Source organism: Serratia proteamaculans (assembly GCF_013337185.1).
GTDB classification, from domain to species: Bacteria; Pseudomonadota; Gammaproteobacteria; order Enterobacterales; family Enterobacteriaceae; genus Serratia; species Serratia proteamaculans_D.
This window is the reverse complement of sequence record NZ_SWDE01000003.1, coordinates 535,791-556,144: the sequence shown is the minus strand read 5'-3', so window position 1 is coordinate 556,144 and position 20,354 is coordinate 535,791. Positions and strand designations below refer to the sequence as shown.

Here is a 20,354-nt window from a genome sequence, read left to right as displayed (position 1 = left end):
GACGATGCCAGCTCCCCCCGACCTTATTGGCCCCCCGCCTTCCCCCTTGTTTGAAGGTGTCTATTCCTGGAATGCCCCGCGGCCAGCCATTGGCCGCGAACCCACGCTTAACCGCGATCGGCTACGCCAGTGGCAGGCCGCGCTGCGCCGCATCAATACTCTGCCCTATTATTTGCGCATAAAGTTTACCGAGCGCCACCAACTTCTGTTGCGTCAGCAAGGCGCGCAGGCTGCCTGGCACTACCTGGTGCGGGTTTTCGACCGCCGCATATGGCCACGGATCCAACAAGTGAACCATAAATTTGGCCAAAATCACCAAGCCTCAATGCACTTTGGCAATGAGGCCGACAGCTATAGCGCTTTGCCAACGCTGGGCGACAAGGCGCTGGAGCAATTGGCAAAACGGATCGCCGGTCAGTTACTGGCACTTTATCAAAGCGAGTGCGACAGCCTACTGACCAGGCATGCAGGAGACTCCTCTGTCCTGCTGCGGGACGAAATTCAATCAAAACTGTATGGCCAGATTGCAAGCATGGCACGCGCTTTTAATATTCAGCCCATGCACTGGCACTGTTATCGCAAAGGGTTGCTGGACAGCCACCGCGCGGTAGCGACACTGTCCAGACTGACCAGCGATCGTTGGTGGCTACGGCGCCTGAAGATGCAACGTATGCAGTGGCGCGAAGCGCTGCTGATCGCCATTGGCAACGTCAGCCGCAACACTTCCCCCTATGCCAGCCGCCAGGCCATTCGTGACGTGAAGGCACGCCGTCAGTCAAATCAGGATTATCTTCGCCGCTGCGATTTGGAAAATACCCTTACCGGTGAACGTATCGATCTGATGGAGAAAGTGCTGGGCAGCATTGCCAACCCGGCGATCCGCCGTATGGAGCTAATGAATACCCTCGCAGGTATTGAAACCTACGCCGCGCGCAGCAACCATATCGGGCTGTTTGTCACTCTGACGACTCCCGCACGTTTTCATCCCACTCGAACCCTTGGCGGCCACGGCAAGGCACGCTTCAATCACCGCTGGGATCGTGAAAACTTCACCCCAAAAGACGGCCAACGCTACCTGGTGAAGCAATGGAGCAAAATGCGCTCCGCATTTAAGGATCGTCAACTGCAGGTCTACGGTATCCGGGTGGTGGAACCACACCACGACGGTACGCCGCATTGGCACCTGATGCTGTTTACTCCCCAAACTCACCGTCAACCGGTGATCGATATTCTGCTCCGTTATGCACTGCAGCAGGATGCCGGGGAACCCGGAGCGCAAGAGAATCGTCTCCAGCATAAGCACCTGAATCGAGGGGGTGCGGCAGCTTATATGGCCAAATACATTGCCAAGAATCTCGATGGCTATGCGCTGGAGGAAGAACTCGATCATGAGACCGGAACCCCGCTGAGTGAAACCGCCAATGCCGTCAGCGCCTGGGCCAGCACCTGGCGTATTCCGCAGTTTCACCCTTTTGGTTTGCCCAGCATGGGCGCATACCGCGAGTGTCGTCGCATTCGTGGGCAAAGCCTGACGCAGCTGTTCGATGCGCGAACCGAAGCCGTACGCGCCGCCGCCGATACTGGCGACTTTTCCGGTTATATCGATGCCCAGGGCGGTGCCAACGTGCCCCGCAGCCGGCAATGGGTACGTGTAGCGCGTGATGACGCGCCCACACTGAACAGTTATGACGAACGGGGGCAAAAAGTGGTCGGTATTTATGCTCCCCATCTGGGCCCCGATCGGGTATACCGAACACGGACGCTGCAATGGCGCATCGTCGCCAAAAACAGCGAATCTGCGACACCTTGGAGTTCTGTCAATAACTGTGGATTACCCCTTTTTAACGCCCCAAAACCGGCGCCCTCCGCACGTCTGACCCCAGCACAACAGCAGTATTGTCTGACGATTGCCCGCAATCTTCGGCAGACAGGCATCGATCCGCAGCGCTGGCAGTTGGAAGTCTTAGCAAGAGGAGGGAAAATCAGCTTTGACGGACGACTTGTACAATTTCCGCTAATCAATGACTGGGCCAAATTTTACTGCACAAATGATAAATCCAATCATTGACGCCTTTAGCGTTTTGCTTAATACTGTATAAATAAACAGTATACTTAAGAGAGGGCAAGAACAGTGGAAATTATGGATAAACAACAGCTAACACTGTCCCGCATCCAGTTCATCGCCGATGTTTCGCAGGCTGCGCAGTGCAATGCCTCCGAATTTCTGATCGCCATGTCGCTGATTTCGGATCTGGCCGGCCAGGTGCTGCCAGACAATGATTATCAAGAAATATTTTACCCGGCCGACGGACAAGACTCTCGTTAAACCAGTCCCTGCTTACGCTAACCCCCCTTTTCCAACACCCGCCGCCGGCGGGTGTTTTCGTTTCTGCATTCGGCATTTTCTCCCTTCGGTTGTGCCAGCCCATCCACAACCCCATCGCGTTGCCGACGTCTGCCTGCTACGGGAAACTGGCGCATATCCAGGGCCTCCGCGCCTACCGCATTTCCCCCCACGCAGGAGCGTAATGATGAAAATTTATGCACAACAAGGCGACACCATCGACGCGATTTGCTGGCGCTATTACGGCAGCACTCAGCGTCTGGTGGAACAGGTCTATCTCGCTAATCGCGATCTGGCCGACGCAGGCCCGCTACTCCCCCACGGTCATCCGGTCGAACTGCCGGATCTGCCAGCGGCCGCTCAACGAGAAACCGTCAAACTGTGGGACTAAGTGATGGAGAAACTCACCTCAACACTTGCCTACCTCACGGCGGCCTGCCTGGCCTGGATGGGGCGACATTCCACACAGGACATTGCCCTCCTGGTCGGCGCTGCAGTCGGTGTCGGTACTTTCGCAGTGAATTGGTACTACCGGCGTAAAAGTTACCAGCTGTTGAAATCGTTAAAAAAAAACGGTTTGAAACGCGGAGTCTACGATGAGCTCACTCGCTAAACGCTGCAGCGTGGCGGCTATTCTGGCCCTCGCCACCCTGCTGCCGCAGTTCAATACCCTGCACACCTCTGAGCAGGGATTGCGCCTGATTGCCGATTTCGAAGGCTGCCGGCTCTCTCCCTATCAGTGCAGTGCCGGAGTCTGGACCAACGGCATCGGCCATACCGCCGGTGTGAAAGCCGGCTCCGTCATCAACGAACGTCAGGCAGCGGCCAATCTGATCGAGGATGTCCGCACCGTCGAACGAGGGATAGCCCGCTGCATGGCGGTAGATATGCCTCAGCCGGTTTACGACGCAGTCAGCGCCTTTGCCTTCAACGTTGGCGTCAGCGCTGCCTGCAATTCCACATTGGCCACCTTTATCAAACGCCAACAATGGCAGGCAGCTTGCGACCAGCTACCGCGCTGGATCTATGTCAACGGCGTTAAAAGCCAGGGGCTGGAACGCCGTCGCACTGCCGAACGGGCGCTGTGCCTGCAAGGTGTCCACCGCTGATCGTGGCGGCTTCGCTTCAACCACTCAAGGAGAGACATCATGTTAAAACCCGAGCAGTTGCGTACTGCGCTGACCGCCGCTCTGCCAGACCTGCAGACGCACCCAGATAAGTTACGCATCAGCCTGGATAACGGCCGCGTAGTCTCGACATTAGGCCCTTCGCTGTCATTCGAATACCAATACCAACTCAATCTTACGCTGAGCGACCAGGCAGCCGAAGAAGACCTGGTGATGGTCACTGTCCTGGCCTGGCTACGCAGTCACCAGCCCGACATTCTCGCCACCCCGGAAAAACGTAACAACGGTTTTGGCTTTAAACGCGACGTCAGCGCCGCCGGCCAGCTTGATCTTCAGTTGCAATTGACCGAGCGCATTCAGGTGGAACAACGCGAGGGCGCTCTGCATATCACTCCTCTGGCCGAGCCACCAGAGCCGGAGAACGTCATTCGCTTCACCCGCGTTTACCTGCACGGCGAGCTGATCAGCCAATTTCAGCAGCCATAAACTGACCCGAGGGACGGCTTCTGTTGTGCTGGCGTCAGCTAAACGCCGCCGCGTTGTCGCCCCCCTTACACGGCGGCATTCTTAACAGATGAACACAGACAACTTCGATATTCAGCGCCTGGTGCGCAACCTGATACGCATCGGCACCATCAGCGAGCTCGACCTCGAACGCGGGCGCTGTCGCGTTGCCACCGGTGGCAACCTCACCGACTGGCTTAACTGGCTAACCGGCCGAGCCGGTGATGCCCGCTACTGGTGGGCGCCCAGCGTAGGTGAACAGGTGCTGGTGCTGTCGCTGGGAGGCGAGCTCGACACCGCCTTCGTGCTACCCGGCATTTTTTCCGATGCCCATCCCGCGCCGTCAACCTCGGCTCAGGCGGCACACATCACCTTCCCTGACGGCGCGGTGATCGAATATGAACCGGCAGAGGGGGCACTGAAAGTCACGGGTATCAAAAGCGCCACCATTGAAGCCACAGAGCAGGTGAGCGTCACTGCACCGGCCATCACCTGTCGTGCAACGAGCAAGATCACGCTGGATGCCCCCGAAGTGGAATGCACCCAGCTATTAACCACCGGCACCATCGCCATCCGGCAGGGCGGCTCGATGACCGGCGATCTCAACCACTCCGGCGGCAGCATCAGTTCTAACGGCGTGGTGGTACATAGCCACACCCACGGCGGCGTGCAAAACGGCGGAGGCCAAACGGATAAACCAGCATGAATAACGCGAAATATCTCGGCATGAACCGCGGCTCCGGTCGCACGATCACCGATCTTGACCATATCCGCCAGTCGGTTAGCGACATTTTAATCACTCCGATCGGCTCACGCATCATGCGCCGCAATTACGGTTCGCTGCTGTCCGAGCTGCTGGATCAGCCGCAAAACGACGTGCTGCGGCTGCAGATTATGGCCGCCTGCTACAGCGCACTGCTGCAGTGGGAGCCGCGCATTCAACTTGGCGGCATCACCTTTAACACCACCATCGACGGAAAAATGGTGGTCGACATTACCGGCAACCGTACCGATACGCCGGATACCTTTTCTCTTTCTGTTTCTGTGAGCTGACACCATGGCAACCATTGACCTGAGCTTATTACCCGCCCCCACGGTGGTAGACCCCCTCGACTACGAGTCGCTGCTGGCCGATCGCAAGGCCACGCTGATTTCCCTTTACCCGGAAGAACAGCGTGAAGCCATGGCACGCACGCTGACGCTGGAGTCGGAACCGATCGTCAAACTGCTGCAGGAAAACGCATACCGCGAACTGATCCTGCGCCAGCGCATCAATGAGGCCGCTCAGGCGGTGATGCTCGGCTATGCCGGCGGCAGCGATCTCGATCAGCTTGGCGGTAACTTCCAGGTTGAACGCCTGGTGGTCCAGCAGCCTGACAATAGGGTCACTCCACCGGTGGCGGCGATTATGGAGTCCGACAGCGATTTCCGTGTGCGCATCCAGCAGGCATTCGAAGGTCTGAGCGTTGCCGGCTCCAGCGGCTCCTACGAATACCACGGCCGTTCCGCCGATGGCCGGGTAGCCGATGTTTCTGCCACCAGCCCCAGCCCGGCCAACGTACTGATTTCGGTACTCTCACGTGAAGGTGATGGCACCGCCAGCGCCGAGTTGGTGGCGATTGTCGATAAAGCGCTGAACGATGAAGACGTGCGCCCGGTGGCGGATCGGGTCACCGTCCGCTCCGCCACTATCGTCAATTACAATATCGATGCGCTGCTCTATCTCTACCCTGGTCCGGAAGCCGAACCGATCCGCCGCGCTGCCGAAGCCAAGCTGAAAAGCTACATCAGCGCGCAGCACCGCCTGGGCCGCGATATCCGTATTTCGGCGATTTATGCCGCTCTGCATGCCGAAGGGGTGCAACGGGTGGAACTGAAAAGCCCGCAGGCCGATATCGTGCTGGATAAAACCCAGGCGTCGTACTGTGCCAGCTATCTTCTGGCGGTAGGAGGCTCCGATGAGTAACCGCCTGTTGCCGGTCGGCTCTTCTCCTCTGGAGGTCGCTGCGGCGGCCGCCTGCGCCGAGCTGGCCGCAATGCCGGTACCGCTGCGCGAACTGTGGAACCCGGCCACCTGCCCTATCAATCTGCTGCCGTACCTGGCCTGGGCGTTTTCGGTCGATCACTGGGATGAGGGCTGGACGGAAGAAAGCAAACGCAGCGTCGTCTCCTCTGCCTTCTTCGTGCATCGCCATAAAGGCACCATTGGCGCCATCCGCCGCGTGGTAGAGCCGTTGGGCTATCTGATCAAACTGCGTGAATGGTGGGAAACCAACGCGGAACCCGGCACATTTTCACTGGATATCGGCGTGCTGGAAAATGGCATCACCGAAGAAATGTACCTGGAAATGGAACGGATGATCGCCGACGCCAAGCCGGTCAGCCGCCACTTGACTGGCCTGGCGCTGAATCTGGAGGCCGCAGGCAATATCGAGGTGGCCGGTGGCCATTACGACGCCGAGATAACCACGGTATATCCGGATTATGTCGAGTTCGCCCGCCAGATGCTGGAGGGCCACTATCAGTTTTTACAACGTAATACCGGCACCACCCTGGATTCGACCCAACAACATTTTGTTCTCAACGCAGAACACGTTCTGGCCGACTCGCGCCATGAACGAGAGCTTTCCCGCATGGCGGGATTGCCCAATGACGCCACCACCGAGGGGCAGGCGTTGCAAGTTCTCGGCTATGCCCATGCCTACCTGGCAACCCAACAACAGAAGTATCTGGATCAGGCCATTGCCTGTTTCGATGCTTATGTGACTCATTTTTACGACGGTGCCCCGATCCCGGAAACCCCTCAGCGTTGGGTAGCCAACTGGATCGTCAATGCCAAGGAGCCGGTACCTGCCAACTGGCCGGTAGACAGTAAAGATCCGACGCACAGCGGTTTCAAAGGCGTCCCCATGACTTTCATTAAAGGCAAAACGCAAATCCCGCAGGGCACGCCTTACTGGGGAGAATATCTGGATATCGCTACTTTCGCCTTTGACGGCACCCTGGCCTGGGATGCCATCAATGCGCAGGTGCGTGCGGTTGACGCCTCCGGCAACGTGGACTGGAACAGTGACGGCAAGCGTTACGACGTCGCGTGGATCATTAACTGGCAGGGTTATCAGATTAGCGCCGACGGTGACGTTCTGGCCCAGGGTCTGCCCGCCGCGCAGGTTGGTACCGTTCAACTGAAAGATGGCACGCTCAACGGCAGTCATAAGCTGAACTTCGCCAATCGTCAGCCCGTCGAGCACGGCGGCATCATGATTGAACGTAATCAGGTTCAGCACAATCGTCCGTTGCACGTACCCGTCCCGCACAATGCCATGGGCAATGCGGCAGACGCCGAGCTATGGTTCGCCGATGCCTGTCACCTGCTGCACAAAATCACCGGCGAGCAGCGCTATTTCAACGCCTGGAAAAGCGTTGAATTCACCGCCATGGAATACACCGATATTGACGCGCAGGATAAGTTCTTCCGCCAGAGCTTGCATGCCAATACTCCCTTCACCGACGGCATCTCCTACGACTGGTCATATCCTGCCGATGCGCCAGTCAGTTATGCACGCAACGCCGAAGGCATGATCAGCCTGCGCAAAGAAGTGGCGTCGCAACAGTCGCTGGAGCAGCAGGCGGTGTGGTTCCGCATCAACAACCAATCGAAAATACGCACCAGTTTCGGCGGCGTTGATGACAAAAACCAGCCGATTTCCTGCAAATTACAGCTTGCTATCGCACCTGAAAAAGATGCGGCACAAGCCACTGCCTGGGGCATAGGTCTGCCGCAGTCCACCCAAACTCAGGTAAAAACTTACGATATCCCACTCACCAGTCTGGCGGCGTTGACCCGCCAAGACGGCAGCGATTATCTGCTGGCCGACCTGCGTGCCGTGACCGATTACGGCGGTTGCACGATCAGCAGCCTGTTTGAGGAGCTAGTTTACGATCGGCGCAGCGCAACGGTAATCAACGCACACTACCCTAACGATGACGCCGGAATGGTGATCGGTGCCTGGCTGACGGACGAAGAACGTTTTCCTGTTAACCAATTGGTTTACCGCGCCGATGCCGACTTCAACCTGCGGCTAGAGGACGACGACAAATGGCGCTGGTACTGGATGCTTCCTGCCACCGGTGGCCAATGGAGGCTGGCGACCTTTGACCCTGCAAGCGCGGTACTAAGCGGTTATCAGCCGGACCATCAGGATACCGATGAGAAACCTGCCCATCCTAATTTCAGTACGGTTGACCAGGTCACTATCCTGCAAGACGGCAACGTAGCGGACGCCAACTTCAGTTACTACGTACTGAATGATATTCCGCCGACCTTCAGCGCCGACGATGGTTACACCATCAAATACCGCGTCACGCTACAGGCAGAAAATCCTTATACCGCGCTTTTAGGGGATTGCACCCTGCTGGGCCACCGTCAGGACAGCCTGTTCTGCACGCCCGGCGTGATCCCCTTTTCCAACATCTATCAGGCTGACAGCCAACAGTTCGACGGCTGGCACGGCATGCCTTATCCAGGCTACCAGTACCCCTTCATTTTCGTGTATGCCGATGCCGATCCTGACGGCCTGATGCTGAACAACATGACCGAGTTTCTGTGGCAGTCACAGCAATGGTACCAGCAGCAGTTTGGCGTATTGGGGCCCGGCGCTTCCGCTTATATCTGGAATCGCTGGGACAACCTGAGCTATGGCAACGCGGACTGCTGGACCATGTATCACTGGGGCGATGGGACTGCCTGGTCCGGTTATCAGCCGCGAGCTTTCTTTGGCGCTGCACGCACCTGGTACGAGTTGAAACTGGCGGGGAAAACACCGACGGCCAAATTGGTCAGCTATGTCGAAAACTGGTTGAGCTGGCTGATTGGTTTTACTCAGGATTCTGGCGGTGTTACACCGACCGATTTCCCGATGACCGGCATCCCACAGCCCGACAAACATGACTTTACCGGCCATATGTGTGGCCTTTGGTTGGCCGGGGCCGTGATGGCAAAAATGGCCGGTAGCGAGGTCATCGGTACAGAACACTTTATTGAACAATGCGTTACAGAGTTACAGAAGAATTATCTCACCAGTGGGGATGTGATGGATGGCGCCTGGTCACCGGCACCGCGTCCCGACACGGATAACGGGATGTTCTTCGGTTTTTGGTCGGGTGAAATCCTGCGCGGATTGAGCCTGTATGTGATGTACAAGAGCGGCCTCAACTATCCGGCCGACAAACAGAAGAGAGCAACGACATGACAGCAAAATACCGCGCCCTGCTCACCGATCAGGGCAAAGCGCTGCTGGCTAACGCCGCGGCAACCGGCCAGAAGCTGGAGATCACCCAGATGGCCGTCGGCGACGGCGGTGGCTCAGCCACTTTGCCCAGCGAAAACCAAACCAAACTGGTGAACGAGAAGCGACGCGCCGCGCTCAATTCCCTGCAGGTTAACGCCAACAGCAGCAACCAGGTGATCGCCGAGCAGATAATCCCCGAAGATACTGGCGGCTGGTGGATCCGCGAACTGGGGCTGTACGATAAAAATGGCGTGCTGGTGGCCGTGGCTAATACCCCCGACACTTACAAGCCGCTATTGGCCGAAGGTGCCGGTCGCACCCAGGTAGTGCGCATGGTTCTGCTGATCAAAGGTGATGCCAGCGCAGTGATCGTGGCGGACAAAACCGCCGTGCTGGTTTCCCGCGATACGCTGGATGCGGCTATCGCCGAACATGCTCGTTCACGCAACCACCCGGATGCCACCCTGTTGGCCAAAGGGTTTGCCCAATTGAGCAGCGACAGCAACAGCAACAGCGAAGTCCTGGCGGCGACGCCAAAAGCGGTTAAGGCGGTTAATGATGCGAGCCTCAAAAAAACCAATAACCTTTCGGATCTGACCAACAAGGCCGTCGCGCGTGGCAATCTCGCACTGGGCAATGCGGCAACGAGAAATGTGGGGACTGAAGCTACAAATTTGATGGAGGTCGGCGCTTTCGGTTTCGGTGCAGGTATAAAGCATCATGCCGATGCCTATAGTAACCTTGGTGAAATTTATCGGGTGAATAACTTATCAAAAAATGCTCCTGGATCAGGTACCTATGGTGTTCTCAATCTCCCTTGCGATGGAGGACCTTCCAGCGGTTATTTGGCAATACAAAACAGCGCGGCTGCCTATATCGGTATTTCTACCGTTCCGGAGAAACCGCTGTCGTGGTACCGAATTTATACCACAGCCTATAAACCTACAGCAGCAGATGTTGGGGCTTTAACAGATAATGATGCGGAAAAAAAATATGTACTCCGCACGACAAAGATTAATGGAAAACCACTCACTGGCGATATATCACTATCAGCTAATGATATTAACACCTGGAGCAAACCAGAATCTGATACGCGTTACTTAATGCTCTCTGGTGGCACGCTACAGGGAGTTGTTAAAACGTCATCTGACATTCAATCACTCAATATAGATAATTTCAGGATTGCATCAGAAAATTACGGAACTTTCTGGCGAAATGATGATTCAAATTTCTATTTAATGTTAACAAATAAGGGGGACAAGTTTGGAGGATATAATGATCTCCGACCTCTATCCGTTAACCTAATCTCGGGGAATATTAATATGGGACATGCTTTATGGGTGGAAAAAACCGTTTCCTCTCGAGCCCATATTGCTTTGACTAAGGAAGCAACCCCAGAGGGGAGCGGCTCATTCGCAGCTCAGCTTGATACTGCGGCATCGTTTCATCAGCAGAGATTTGACTGGACGGTAAATACTGGTGGGCATTACGTTCCTATCGTAAAAGGGGTATCTAATCGCAAAGACATCGGCTATCCGACAGCGGTTAGCTTTGGCTATCTTCTCAAACCAGAGAATAGCTTTGCTCATCCGGTGATCCATGTTCTTGGAGATAATAATTTCGATTGTATATGGGATTTTGATCCCAACACAGGGTTAATAGCGAGCAAGGCTGGGACTTTTTGTACTCAACAAGATGCACAAAATCGAGCTAACACCGCACAAGAAAATGCCAAAGGCTGGGCTTATCAAAATCTTGTCAATCGAGTACAACGTGGCGCCCAAAGTAGCCTAAATATGGACGGAAATCTTGTTGAGGCGCCAGGAGGCTGCTTTCTAACAGGAGGAAACGGTAACGAAGGTAACCAAGTCGGTGTTGCTCTATATCGCCCTATACAAATTATGCGAAATGGCATTTGGGCCACAATTGAGGGGTAATCAATGAAATTATTTAATCTTCAACGCTATGTACCTGAGGAGTTTTTCCTAGGTGAAGGCATTCAGTATTTTATAGATAAAAATGGAAATGATTGGTTTAAATCGTTGTCTAAATTCAATAAAAAATACACTATTGCAATAGAAAATGAAACAGGAATAATTCGTAGCATTAGTGAAGATGCTGCTCGTATTTACCCCTTAAATTTAAGTATCATTGATATCGATGATTTACCCTCCGGCTGTAATATTCTTGGTGACTGGATGTATACTGAGGAAGGTATTAAACGAAGAGAATACTCTCTACATGAGATGATCATTCAAGCACGGCAAAGAAAAAGTGCCTTACTCATGACAGCAAATAATAGGATTTCACCGTTACAAGATGCCGTGGATTTAGACATCGTAACAAAAGAAGAAAAAAAGTCGTTAACTACGTGGAAAACCTATCGTGTTCTGCTTAGCAGGGTCGATCCTGGCACCGCCCCAGACATCGACTGGCCACAGCCACCGCAATAACCACACGATCAACGCCCCGCCCGGGGCGTTTTTTTTATCTTGATTTTCCTGCTGTTGTACCAGTTCTCATACATACCCAATGAGATGCGCGACCCCGTCACGAAAGGCATTCTGTTGTTACCAACCACAAACGGAGTAATGCTATGGGTGATTATCACCACGGCGTGCGTGTCCTCGAAATCAACGAAGGCACCCGCGTAATTTCCACCGTCTCGACGGCGATTATCGGCATGGTTTGTACGGCAGAAGATGCCGATGCAACCCTGTTCCCCCTCAACACTCCGGTGTTGATCACTGACGTTCTGGCCGCCAGTGGCAAGGCCGGCAAGAATGGCACCCTGGCACGCTCGCTGCTGGCGATCGCCGAACAGGCCAAACCGGTCACCGTCGTGGTACGCGTGGCGGAAGGCAAAGACGAGGCCGAAACCACTTCCAATATCATTGGCGGCGCTGATGAGAACGGTAAGTACACCGGCATGAAAGCCTTGCTGGCGGCACAGGCCGAGCTGGGCGTGAAGCCGCGGATTCTGGGGGTACCCGGCCACGACAACCTGGAAGTCGCTACCGCACTGGCCGGCATCTGCCAGCAACTGCGTGCCTTCGGCTATATCAGCGCGTACGGTTGCAAAACCGTTTCCGACGCCATCAAGTACCGTGCAGGCTTCAGCCAACGCGAACTGATGCTGATCTGGCCGGACTTTGTTAACTGGAATACCACCACCAACAGCAGCGACATCGCATACGCCACCGCTCGTGCACTCGGTCTGCGCGCCAAAATTGACCAGGAAACTGGTTGGCATAAAACCCTGTCCAACGTCGGCGTCAACGGCGTCAGCGGTATTTCGGCCAGCGTATTTTGGGATCTGCAAACCGTCGGCACCGACGCTGACCTGCTAAACCAGGGCTGTGTGACCACCCTGATCCGCAAAGACGGCTTCAAGTTCTGGGGCTCACGCACCTGTTCCGACGATCCGTTATTCCAGTTCGAAAACTACACCCGTACCGCGCAGGTATTGGCTGACACCATGGCCGAAGCGCATCTGTGGGCCGTTGACCGCCCGGTGACGCCAACGCTGATCCGCGACATGATCGACGGCATCAAAGCCAAATTCCGCGAGCTGAAATCCGCCGGGCTGATCATTGACGGCGACTGCTGGTATGACGAAAGCGCCAACGACAAGGAAACCCTGAAGGCCGGCAAGCTGTTTATCGATTACGACTACACCCCGGTACCGCCGCTGGAAGACTTGACCCTACGTCAGCGCATTACCGACCGCTACCTGGCGAACTTCGCCGCGTCCGTGAACAGCTAAGGAGACCTGAATCATGGCACTGCCAAAAAAACTGAAATACCTGAACCTGTTTAACGATGGCTTCAACTACATGGGCGTGGTCTCCGCCATGACCCTGCCAAAGCTGACCCGCAAGCTGGAGAAATTCCGCGGTGGCGGTATGAGCGGTGCGGCGTCGGTGGACTTCGGTCTGGACGACGATGCGCTGGTGGTCGAATGGACCATGGGCGGCATCGATGAGCTGGTGCTGAAGCAATGGGGCCGCGTCGATGCGGTACCCCTTCGCTTCACCGGTTCTTTCCAGCGCGATGACACCGGTGAAGTATCGGCACTCGAGGTAGTCATGCGCGGTCGCCACAAAGAAATCGACAGCGGCGACTTCAAACAAGGCGAAGACACCGAGACCAAGGTTTCTACCGACTGTACCTACTTCAAGCTGAGCATCGACGGCAAAGAGCTGATCGAGATCGATACCGTCAACATGATCGAAAAAGTCGACGGCGTGGATCTGCTGGCGGCCCACCGCCGCGCTATCGGTCTGTAATTATCACTTCAATGGCCAGCCTTGGTGCTGGCCCTGTTTCCCCCTGACAATAATTGGATACCCCCATGGAACTGAATGCATCACCAGAAAATACCGTTGTACTGGAAACCCCGATCAAACGCGGCGACAGCGAGATCCGTGAAGTACAGGTCACCAAACCGAATGCAGGCAGCCTGCGCGGTATCGGTCTGGCAGCGCTGGCCAACGCCGACGTCGACGCCCTGATCACCATCCTGCCGCGCGTGACCTATCCAAACCTGACCAAAGAAGAGTGCGCCCGCCTGGAACTGCCGGACCTGATTGCGCTGGCCGGCCAGGTGATCGGTTTTTTGTCACCGAAATCGGCCGAGTAAACATCGACCCCGTTCTGACCGTGGACGACCTGATGGCGGATATCGCAGTGATTTTTCACTGGCCGCCATCGGAGATGAACGGCATGACGCTGACCGAGCTGATGGACTGGCGCTATAAGGCCCTTCAACGTAGTGGAGTAAATACAGATGAGTAGCAGCGGCAGCAAAAAAACGTTGGCAAACGCGGACACCAGCATCCGCAACCAGCAAAAGCGGCTAAAAACAGAACAAAAAAACCAGGCTCAACTAACCCAATTACTGAAGATAAAAGCGGCGCAGGCCGACGTACTGATTGAGCTTGATGCGATTCAAAATACCCGTATGGCTTTGCCCGCATTTTTATCTTCCCCCAAAGATATTGAAACGGCACAGCAGGCGACTCTCAATCACGTCGTGCAAAAGGCCCGTGGAGCCATTTTATCGCTCCAGCAAGGCCATCTGGAAAAACAGCTCCAGGGCAAAGGGATTGATACCGCCAATTTAACCGGCGCCCAGCAACGCTCACAAGTAAATTCAGAGACCGCCCAAAACCTTCTTAGCCGCCAACAACGCGCCCGCCAAAAACTGAGTCAGCAAAGACGCACAGAAGTGCTTGGTGATTTTCAAACCCGACAGAACGGAATTGGAAAGATTCACGATGTTGCTTCAAAGGGGTTGGGACTGGCAGGTACTGCCTTCAACACCGGTAAAGATTTGCTGGCACCGGGTATGAAGTTTGAACAGCAGATGTCCGGTGTGCAGGCGCAGTTGGGATTAAACAAAGATGACCGCCGGTTAACAGCCCTGCGCCAGCAGGCAACCGGCAGGGTGTCCAAGGGACAGTCCCCGCAGGAGGTCGCTGAAACGCAATCCGCTCTGGCCGCCGCTGGCTACAACCCTCAGGAAGTTTTGGCTGCTGCACCCGCAGCACTGAATCTGGCCAAGGCCAGCGGCAGCAGCATCGAGGAGGCAGTAAAAGCGTTGTCGGGTATCCAGCAGGCGTTTCAGCTGCCGGCCGATCAGGCTGAAAATATCGCCGATATCATGGCCAAAGCCAGCAGTAGCTATCAGTGGAGCCTTGATGAGTTCGACAAAAAAATGCGGACCGCCGCACCGGCAGCCCTCCAGAGTGGACAGGGCCTGGAGCAAACCGCCGCACAGTTGGCCCCACAAGGGCACAGCCTGGGGAGCGTTGATGGCGCCGCTCAGGCGATGGTCACCGTACGGGGGGATAACCTGGATGGCGATATCAAGAAACTGTTCGCCTCCTGGGACAGCATCCGCATCGACCTGTTCGATGGGCAAAACTCAGCCCTACGGCAGTTGACGCAAACCGCAACCGGCTGGCTGAACACCCTGGGCCAATGGTCAAAAGAAAACCCCGCGTTGGCCAATACCCTGATGACGGTAGCCATTGCCGTAACCGCACTGATTGGCGGCCTGTCAACCATAGGTACCTTTATCGTGCCGGCGCTGAGCGCCGTTAATATGCTGATGGCCGGTGCGGGTCTACTGGGCACCGTATTCACTTCCGTTGGCGGCATGATAGCCGGAGTCTTTACCGCCCTCAGCCTGCCCATTGTCGCCGTAGTCGCAGCGATCGTCGGAGGGGCCGCCTTAATCTATAAATATTGGGAACCGATTAGCGCCTTTATCGGCGGAGTCGCGGAAAGTTTCAGTACGGCAATGGGGCCTATTGGTGAGGCATTTTCTCCAGTGATTGCAGCCTTCAACAGCCTCATGGACAAGTTAAAACCGGTCTATAACTGGTTTATGCAATTATTAACGCCGATAAAAAGCACTCAGGAAGAACTGAACACCGCAGCGGCTTACGGAAAAATGCTGGGCGAATGGCTGGTTTGGGCATTCAGGCTGCCCGGCGATGCGCTTAACCAGTTGATTGGCTTAATCGGCAAGGCGCGAGGCATCATTGATTCGGCCATTGGATGGTTTAGCAATGAAAAACGGGATCCAACCTCGGAAAAATATGACACCAGCCTTTCCCCCAGCGGTGGCGTGTTGAGTTTGGGCAACGAAAACTATCGTGCCGTTCGCCCAACCGCGCCCCCTAACCTTTCGGATAACAGCGTACTAACCAATAACATCGCCATCAACGTACCGGAGGGAACTACCCGTGACGAAATGGAACGTGTCGTCCGTTCAGCCATGATGGACATCGAAAATACTCGCCGTAATCAGCACCTCAGCGCTTATGCGCAGGTATAAGGAGCCAGACTAATGATGCTAACTCTGGGACTGTTCGTATTTATGTTACGCACCCTGCCCTACCAATCCATGAACCGTCAGCTGAGCTATCGCTGGCCGACAGGAAGTCGCGTCGGCCAAAGACCAAGTGCTCAATTTCTGGGCGTGGATGGCGAAACGATCACCTTAAGCGGACAACTGATGCCTGAGTTAACTGGTGGACGGCTATCTTTACTGACGCTGCAAACCATGGCCGAACAAGGGCGTGCCTGGCCGCTTATTGAAGGCAGCGGTACCATTTACGGTATGTTCGTGATCGAGAAAATCACTCAGGACAGCAAAGAATTTTTCGCTAACGGTCAACCACGCCAAATTTCCTTCACCATCACATTAAAGCGCGTAGATGAATCGCTGCATGCCATGTTCGGCGATTTGCGCCACCAGGCTGCTGACCTGCTGACGAAAGCGCAAAAAGCGACGGGAATATCATTATGATCGCCGATGTTTATCAACCTATGGGGGCCAAACCGGCCCCCGACTTTATCCTGACGCTGGCAGATAAGGATATTACCAACGATATCCGTCAGCGACTGATCTCGTTAAACATGGTCGATAATGGCGGCCTGAGCGCCGATCAATTGACCATTAATCTGGACGACAGCGATGGCCTGATGTCCCTGCCCAGTCGGGGGGCTATTCTGGAGTTGTTTCTTGGTTGGAATAACTCAGCACTGGTTGGCCAGGGCAAGTTTATTGTCGATACTATCATCCACACTGGCGCTCCAGATCTCATCTCAATCACAGCCCGTAGCGTTGATTTTCGTGGCTCGTTAAACGAATCCCGCAGCGAGTCTTATTCAGACAAGACCTTTGGCGAAATCGTGCAACAAATTTCAACGCGTAATGGGCTGAACGCCCCCTATTTAAGCGATGAGTTGGCCGCAATAAAGATTGCGCATATCGACCAAACCAATGAGACCGATGTTCAATTTCTTTCCCGGTTGGCCTTGGCAAATAGTGCACGAGTGACTATCAAATACCAGCGCCTACAGTTTATCAAACCCGGGTTTGGTCGTAGCCCGCGTGGCGATCCAAACCCTATTAAAACACTGACCCGCAGTGACGGCGACACTCACCGTTTTGAACTGAAAGATCGCGGCGGTTACACCGGTGTCAGCGCCAGTTGGCTGAATACCGAACATCCGGAGCGAACCAACAGCAGCGTACAAATAGAACGGGAAATCCCACAGGCAAACGCCAGTACATCCCGGCATCCTGCCGCCAAATTCGCTGACAAAACAGCTACCGCCCCACAGCAAACCAGTAGCTATATGGTCGGTAAAGAGAAGCATGTCTGCCACATTGCAAAAATCTATCGTGATAAAGAAACCGCCATGCGGGCAGCTCAGTCACTGTTTGAACAATTACAAAGAGGGATCGCAACCTTCAGTATCAGCCTGGCCACCGGACAGCCATACCTGTTCCCTGAGACCCCTATCCGAGTTTATGGTTTTAAGGAAGCTATCGATCAGCAGCTGTGGGTGGTTAATAAGATCACTCATACCTTAAGCAACAGTGGCTTCTTCAGTAATCTGGAACTTAACGTCTACATTGAGGGTGTTGAGATCACTACCAAAGAAAATTAATCTCGCTTTCGAAATTGAATCTTGCTTTTGCAAGTTAATGGGCTATCATAAGTCATATAACTTGATGCAGTCGAAAGAGGGATTCAACTATGATGCACTGTCCACTTTGCGGTAGCGTGGCCCATACTCGCTCCAGCCGTTACCTGAGTGAAGCGACCAAAGAGCGCTATCACCAATGCCAGAACATTAACTGTAGCTGCACCTTCGCCACGCATGAGTCCGTCGCGCGAGTGATTGTAAAGCCTGGCGATATTATTCCGGCCCAGCCGCACCCGGAAAAAACCAAGCCGCGCGCCGCCGCGCTGTAATGCAAAGAGCCTGCCACCGCAGGCTTTTTTATGCCTGCTATAACTTATTTTTACAAGAATTAAATCTTGCAAATACGACCATTGAATTTTAAGCATAAAAAAAGGGGTCGGCATATTGCCAACCCCTTCATAGTTATTAACTTTTGGATGCAGCGTTAGCCGACGCGGTTCAGACGCTCTTTGATACGAGCAGACTTACCAGTACGCTCACGCAGATAGTACAGTTTGGCTTTACGAACGGCACCACGACGTTTAACAGCAATGCTGTCAATTACTGGTGAGTGAGTCTGGAATACACGCTCAACACCTTCGCCGTTGGAAATCTTACGAACAGTGAATGCAGAGTGCAGACCGCGGTTACGGATAGCGATAACCACGCCCTCGAATGCCTGCAGACGTTTTTTGCTACCTTCAACGACCCATACCTTAACTTCCACGGAATCACCCGGACGGAATGCAGGTACGTCTTGCTTCATCTGCTCTTGTTCAATTTGCTTAATAATGTTGCTCATAATATGTCTCTTACCCTAGGTAAACTGATATATCGGTCCCGTCGAGCCAATTGCTCAGACGTTCCCTTCATAGTCCTGCTGCTTGGTCTGATGTTCCCGTTGGAACTCAGCCAGCAACACCGCTTGCTCGTCAGTCAGAGCTAGGCTTTCCAGAAGTTCAGGTCTTCTAAGCCAGGTACGGCCCAGCGACTGCTTTAAGCGCCAGCGACGTATCTCGGCATGGTTGCCCGACAGTAAAACTGGCGGAACCTCCATCCCTTCCAACACCTCAGGACGGGTATAGTGCGGGCAGTCCAGCAATCCATCGGCAAAAGAATCTTCTTCTGCTGAAGCCTGATGGCCCAGCACACCCGGTATAAAGCGGGCGACTGAATCAATCAGGGTCATTGCCGGCAGTTCCCCGCCGCTGAGGACGTAATCGCCGATTGACCATTCTTCATCAATTTCGGTTTGGATTACGCGCTCGTCTACCCCTTCATAACGACCGCACACCAGAATCATCTTCGGGTTGGCCGCCAGTTCGCACACGCCGGTTTGATCCAGCTTGCGCCCCTGAGGTGACAGATAAATCACCTTTGCTCCCTCGCCTGCCGCTGCTTTTGCTGCATGAATGGCTTCCCGCAAGGGTTGCACCATCATCAGCATTCCCGGGCCGCCGCCATAAGGGCGATCGTCCACGGTACGATGCCGGTCGTAGGTGAAGTCACGTGGACTCCAACACTGCACGCTCAGCAGGCCATTTTTTACTGCCCGGCCAGTCACCCCGTAATCGGTGATCGCGCGGAACATCTCAGGAAACAGGCTTACAATACCAATGAACACAAGCCAATCCCCATACTGTCATTCCACTTGTTTCGACCGTTTAATTCGGAGGTCAAAAACCAGGATCCCAATCTGCTTCAATCACGCGAGCAGTGAGATCGACTTTCTTGATAACCTGCCCATGAAGAAACGGGACCAACCGCTCCTTCATGCCGAATGCATCTTTCAGGTTAGCTTTCACAACCATCACATCGTTCGAACCGGTTTCCATCATATCGATGACTTTACCCAGTTCGTAGCCGGTGGTGGTGACGACCTGGCAGCCCATAAGGTCTTTCCAGTAATAATCATCACCCTCCAGCGGAGGAAGTTGTTTTGAATCTACCAGGATCTCGCGATTGGTCAGTAGATTCGCAGCATCCCGATCGTCAACGCCTTTGACTTTGATGATCAGGTCCTGACTGTGGCGCTTCCAGTCTTCCAACTCGACAAGCTGCCATTGACCCGCCTGCTGGATAAACCACGGCTGATAGTCAAAAATGCTTTCGGCGTTCTCGGTGGATGAAAATACTCTGAGCCAACCACGGATGCCGTAAGTAGACCCCATTTTACCGAGTACAATCGGCGCGATCGGTGCTACCGGTTTGAGTTGCTTGCTCATTGCCACCACCGCGACAGATTAAGCTGCTTTCTTAGCGTCTTTGATCAGCGCGTGAACGCGATCAGAAACAGTTGCACCCAGGCCGACCCAATGTTCGATGCGGTCCAGGTCCAGACGCAGTGCTTCAGCCTGACCAGATGCGATCGGGTTGAAGAAGCCTACGCGCTCGATGAAACGACCATCACGAGCATTGCGGCTGTCGGTCACTACTACTTGATAGAACGGACGCTTTTTTGCGCCGCCACGTGCCAAACGAATTGTTACCATAACATCCTCTTTAGTTAATAAAACAGCCGGGCCCCATTGAGGGAACGGGGCCCGGTTGCAATATAAAAAGCCCGAAAATTTTACTCATTTTGGCGCAAAAAGCAAT

The 20,354-nt window shown here is 54.4% G+C and carries 23 protein-coding genes and 1 pseudogene; 20 read left to right on the top strand and 4 right to left on the bottom strand.

Annotated features, from left to right (window positions below; all coding sequences use genetic code 11):
* Positions 1 to 4 precede the first annotated feature (4 nt).
* The 20 genes and pseudogenes from FCL49_RS16170 to FCL49_RS16075 all read left to right on the top strand — a co-directional run bounded on the left by FCL49_RS16170 (position 5) and on the right by FCL49_RS16075 (position 18,046).
* Positions 5 to 2,068 carry a replication endonuclease gene (locus FCL49_RS16170; RefSeq protein ID WP_174354336.1) on the top strand — a complete coding sequence of 688 codons (2,064 nt, stop codon included), beginning with the start codon at positions 5 to 7 and terminating at the stop codon, positions 2,066 to 2,068.
* A 63-nt stretch (positions 2,069 to 2,131) separates the two neighbouring features.
* The gene (locus FCL49_RS16165; protein WP_174354335.1) at positions 2,132 to 2,326 is read left to right on the top strand and encodes a hypothetical protein; all 195 of its coding nucleotides are present in this window, start codon (positions 2,132 to 2,134) and stop codon (positions 2,324 to 2,326) included.
* Positions 2,327 to 2,531: 205 nt separating this feature from the next.
* Complete coding sequence (locus tag FCL49_RS16160) at positions 2,532 to 2,735, top strand: tail protein X (RefSeq protein WP_012005318.1); 204 nt, start codon at positions 2,532 to 2,534, stop codon at positions 2,733 to 2,735.
* A gap of 3 nt (positions 2,736 to 2,738) precedes the next feature.
* Positions 2,739 to 2,957 carry an HP1 family phage holin gene (locus FCL49_RS16155; RefSeq protein ID WP_012005317.1) on the top strand — a complete coding sequence of 73 codons (219 nt, stop codon included), beginning with the start codon at positions 2,739 to 2,741 and terminating at the stop codon, positions 2,955 to 2,957.
* Positions 2,941 to 3,453: a lysozyme gene (locus tag FCL49_RS16150; RefSeq protein WP_174354334.1), complete on the top strand. Its 513-nt coding sequence runs from the start codon at positions 2,941 to 2,943 to the stop codon at positions 3,451 to 3,453. Before FCL49_RS16155 ends, FCL49_RS16150 begins: the two co-directional genes overlap by 17 nt.
* 39 nt (positions 3,454 to 3,492) lie before the next feature.
* Positions 3,493 to 3,957 carry a phage tail protein gene (locus FCL49_RS16145; protein WP_174354333.1) on the top strand — a complete coding sequence of 155 codons (465 nt, stop codon included), beginning with the start codon at positions 3,493 to 3,495 and terminating at the stop codon, positions 3,955 to 3,957.
* Between the two features lie 88 nt (positions 3,958 to 4,045).
* On the top strand, positions 4,046 to 4,681 hold the full coding sequence (locus tag FCL49_RS16140) for a phage baseplate assembly protein V (RefSeq protein ID WP_174354332.1): 636 nt from the start codon (positions 4,046 to 4,048) through the stop codon (positions 4,679 to 4,681).
* Positions 4,678 to 5,028, top strand: coding sequence for a GPW/gp25 family protein (locus tag FCL49_RS16135; protein WP_174354331.1), 351 nt, complete (start codon positions 4,678 to 4,680; stop codon positions 5,026 to 5,028). Before FCL49_RS16140 ends, FCL49_RS16135 begins: the two co-directional genes overlap by 4 nt.
* A gap of 4 nt (positions 5,029 to 5,032) precedes the next feature.
* Positions 5,033 to 5,941 carry a baseplate assembly protein gene (locus FCL49_RS16130; protein ID WP_174354330.1) on the top strand — a complete coding sequence of 303 codons (909 nt, stop codon included), beginning with the start codon at positions 5,033 to 5,035 and terminating at the stop codon, positions 5,939 to 5,941.
* A pseudogene (locus FCL49_RS24815) lies at positions 5,934 to 6,455 on the top strand (phage tail protein I); the annotation flags it as partial. The gene FCL49_RS16130 and the pseudogene FCL49_RS24815, both read left to right, overlap by 8 nt.
* Positions 6,456 to 9,223: 2,768 nt before the next feature.
* A complete protein-coding gene (locus FCL49_RS24690; RefSeq protein ID WP_254611083.1) occupies positions 9,224 to 11,203 on the top strand; it encodes a phage tail protein in 1,980 nt (659 codons plus the stop codon).
* Between the two features lie 3 nt (positions 11,204 to 11,206).
* Entirely contained in the window at positions 11,207 to 11,719 is a 513-nt protein-coding gene (locus FCL49_RS16115; RefSeq protein WP_174354328.1) for a tail fiber assembly protein, read from the top strand.
* Between the two features lie 143 nt (positions 11,720 to 11,862).
* Positions 11,863 to 13,032, top strand: a complete 1,170-nt coding sequence (locus FCL49_RS16110) for a phage tail sheath protein (RefSeq protein ID WP_135315194.1) — start codon at positions 11,863 to 11,865, stop codon at positions 13,030 to 13,032.
* Positions 13,033 to 13,045: 13 nt separating this feature from the next.
* A complete protein-coding gene (locus FCL49_RS16105; protein WP_006323695.1) occupies positions 13,046 to 13,555 on the top strand; it encodes a phage major tail tube protein in 510 nt (169 codons plus the stop codon).
* A 65-nt stretch (positions 13,556 to 13,620) separates the two neighbouring features.
* Entirely contained in the window at positions 13,621 to 13,908 is a 288-nt protein-coding gene (locus FCL49_RS16100; protein WP_012005306.1) for a phage tail assembly protein, read from the top strand.
* 20 nt (positions 13,909 to 13,928) lie between these two features.
* Positions 13,929 to 14,063: a GpE family phage tail protein gene (locus FCL49_RS16095; protein WP_084797495.1), complete on the top strand. Its 135-nt coding sequence runs from the start codon at positions 13,929 to 13,931 to the stop codon at positions 14,061 to 14,063.
* Positions 14,056 to 16,113, top strand: coding sequence for a phage tail tape measure protein (locus tag FCL49_RS16090; RefSeq protein WP_174354327.1), 2,058 nt, complete (start codon positions 14,056 to 14,058; stop codon positions 16,111 to 16,113). The genes FCL49_RS16095 and FCL49_RS16090 overlap by 8 nt, the downstream gene beginning before the upstream one ends.
* 12 nt (positions 16,114 to 16,125) lie before the next feature.
* Entirely contained in the window at positions 16,126 to 16,587 is a 462-nt protein-coding gene (locus tag FCL49_RS16085) for a phage tail protein (RefSeq protein WP_174354326.1), read from the top strand.
* Complete coding sequence (locus FCL49_RS16080; RefSeq protein ID WP_174354325.1) at positions 16,584 to 17,738, top strand: contractile injection system protein, VgrG/Pvc8 family; 1,155 nt, start codon at positions 16,584 to 16,586, stop codon at positions 17,736 to 17,738. Before FCL49_RS16085 ends, FCL49_RS16080 begins: the two co-directional genes overlap by 4 nt.
* A gap of 89 nt (positions 17,739 to 17,827) precedes the next feature.
* Complete coding sequence (locus FCL49_RS16075) at positions 17,828 to 18,046, top strand: ogr/Delta-like zinc finger family protein (protein ID WP_061807308.1); 219 nt, start codon at positions 17,828 to 17,830, stop codon at positions 18,044 to 18,046.
* Positions 18,047 to 18,201: 155 nt separating this feature from the next.
* Here the strand turns inward: FCL49_RS16075 and rplS are convergent, their stop codons facing one another.
* The 4 genes from rplS to rpsP are packed head-to-tail and all read right to left on the bottom strand — an operon-like array spanning position 18,202 to position 20,248.
* Positions 18,202 to 18,558, bottom strand: coding sequence for a 50S ribosomal protein L19 (rplS, locus tag FCL49_RS16070; protein ID WP_012005300.1), 357 nt, complete (start codon positions 18,556 to 18,558; stop codon positions 18,202 to 18,204).
* Between the two features lie 54 nt (positions 18,559 to 18,612).
* Positions 18,613 to 19,380 carry a tRNA (guanosine(37)-N1)-methyltransferase TrmD gene (gene trmD / locus FCL49_RS16065; protein ID WP_012005299.1) on the bottom strand — a complete coding sequence of 256 codons (768 nt, stop codon included), beginning with the start codon at positions 19,378 to 19,380 and terminating at the stop codon, positions 18,613 to 18,615.
* Between the two features lie 52 nt (positions 19,381 to 19,432).
* On the bottom strand, positions 19,433 to 19,981 hold the full coding sequence (rimM, locus tag FCL49_RS16060; protein ID WP_037424830.1) for a ribosome maturation factor RimM: 549 nt from the start codon (positions 19,979 to 19,981) through the stop codon (positions 19,433 to 19,435).
* Between the two features lie 18 nt (positions 19,982 to 19,999).
* The gene (gene rpsP / locus FCL49_RS16055) at positions 20,000 to 20,248 is read right to left on the bottom strand and encodes a 30S ribosomal protein S16 (RefSeq protein ID WP_004932501.1); all 249 of its coding nucleotides are present in this window, start codon (positions 20,246 to 20,248) and stop codon (positions 20,000 to 20,002) included.
* Positions 20,249 to 20,354: the final 106 nt, after the last annotated feature.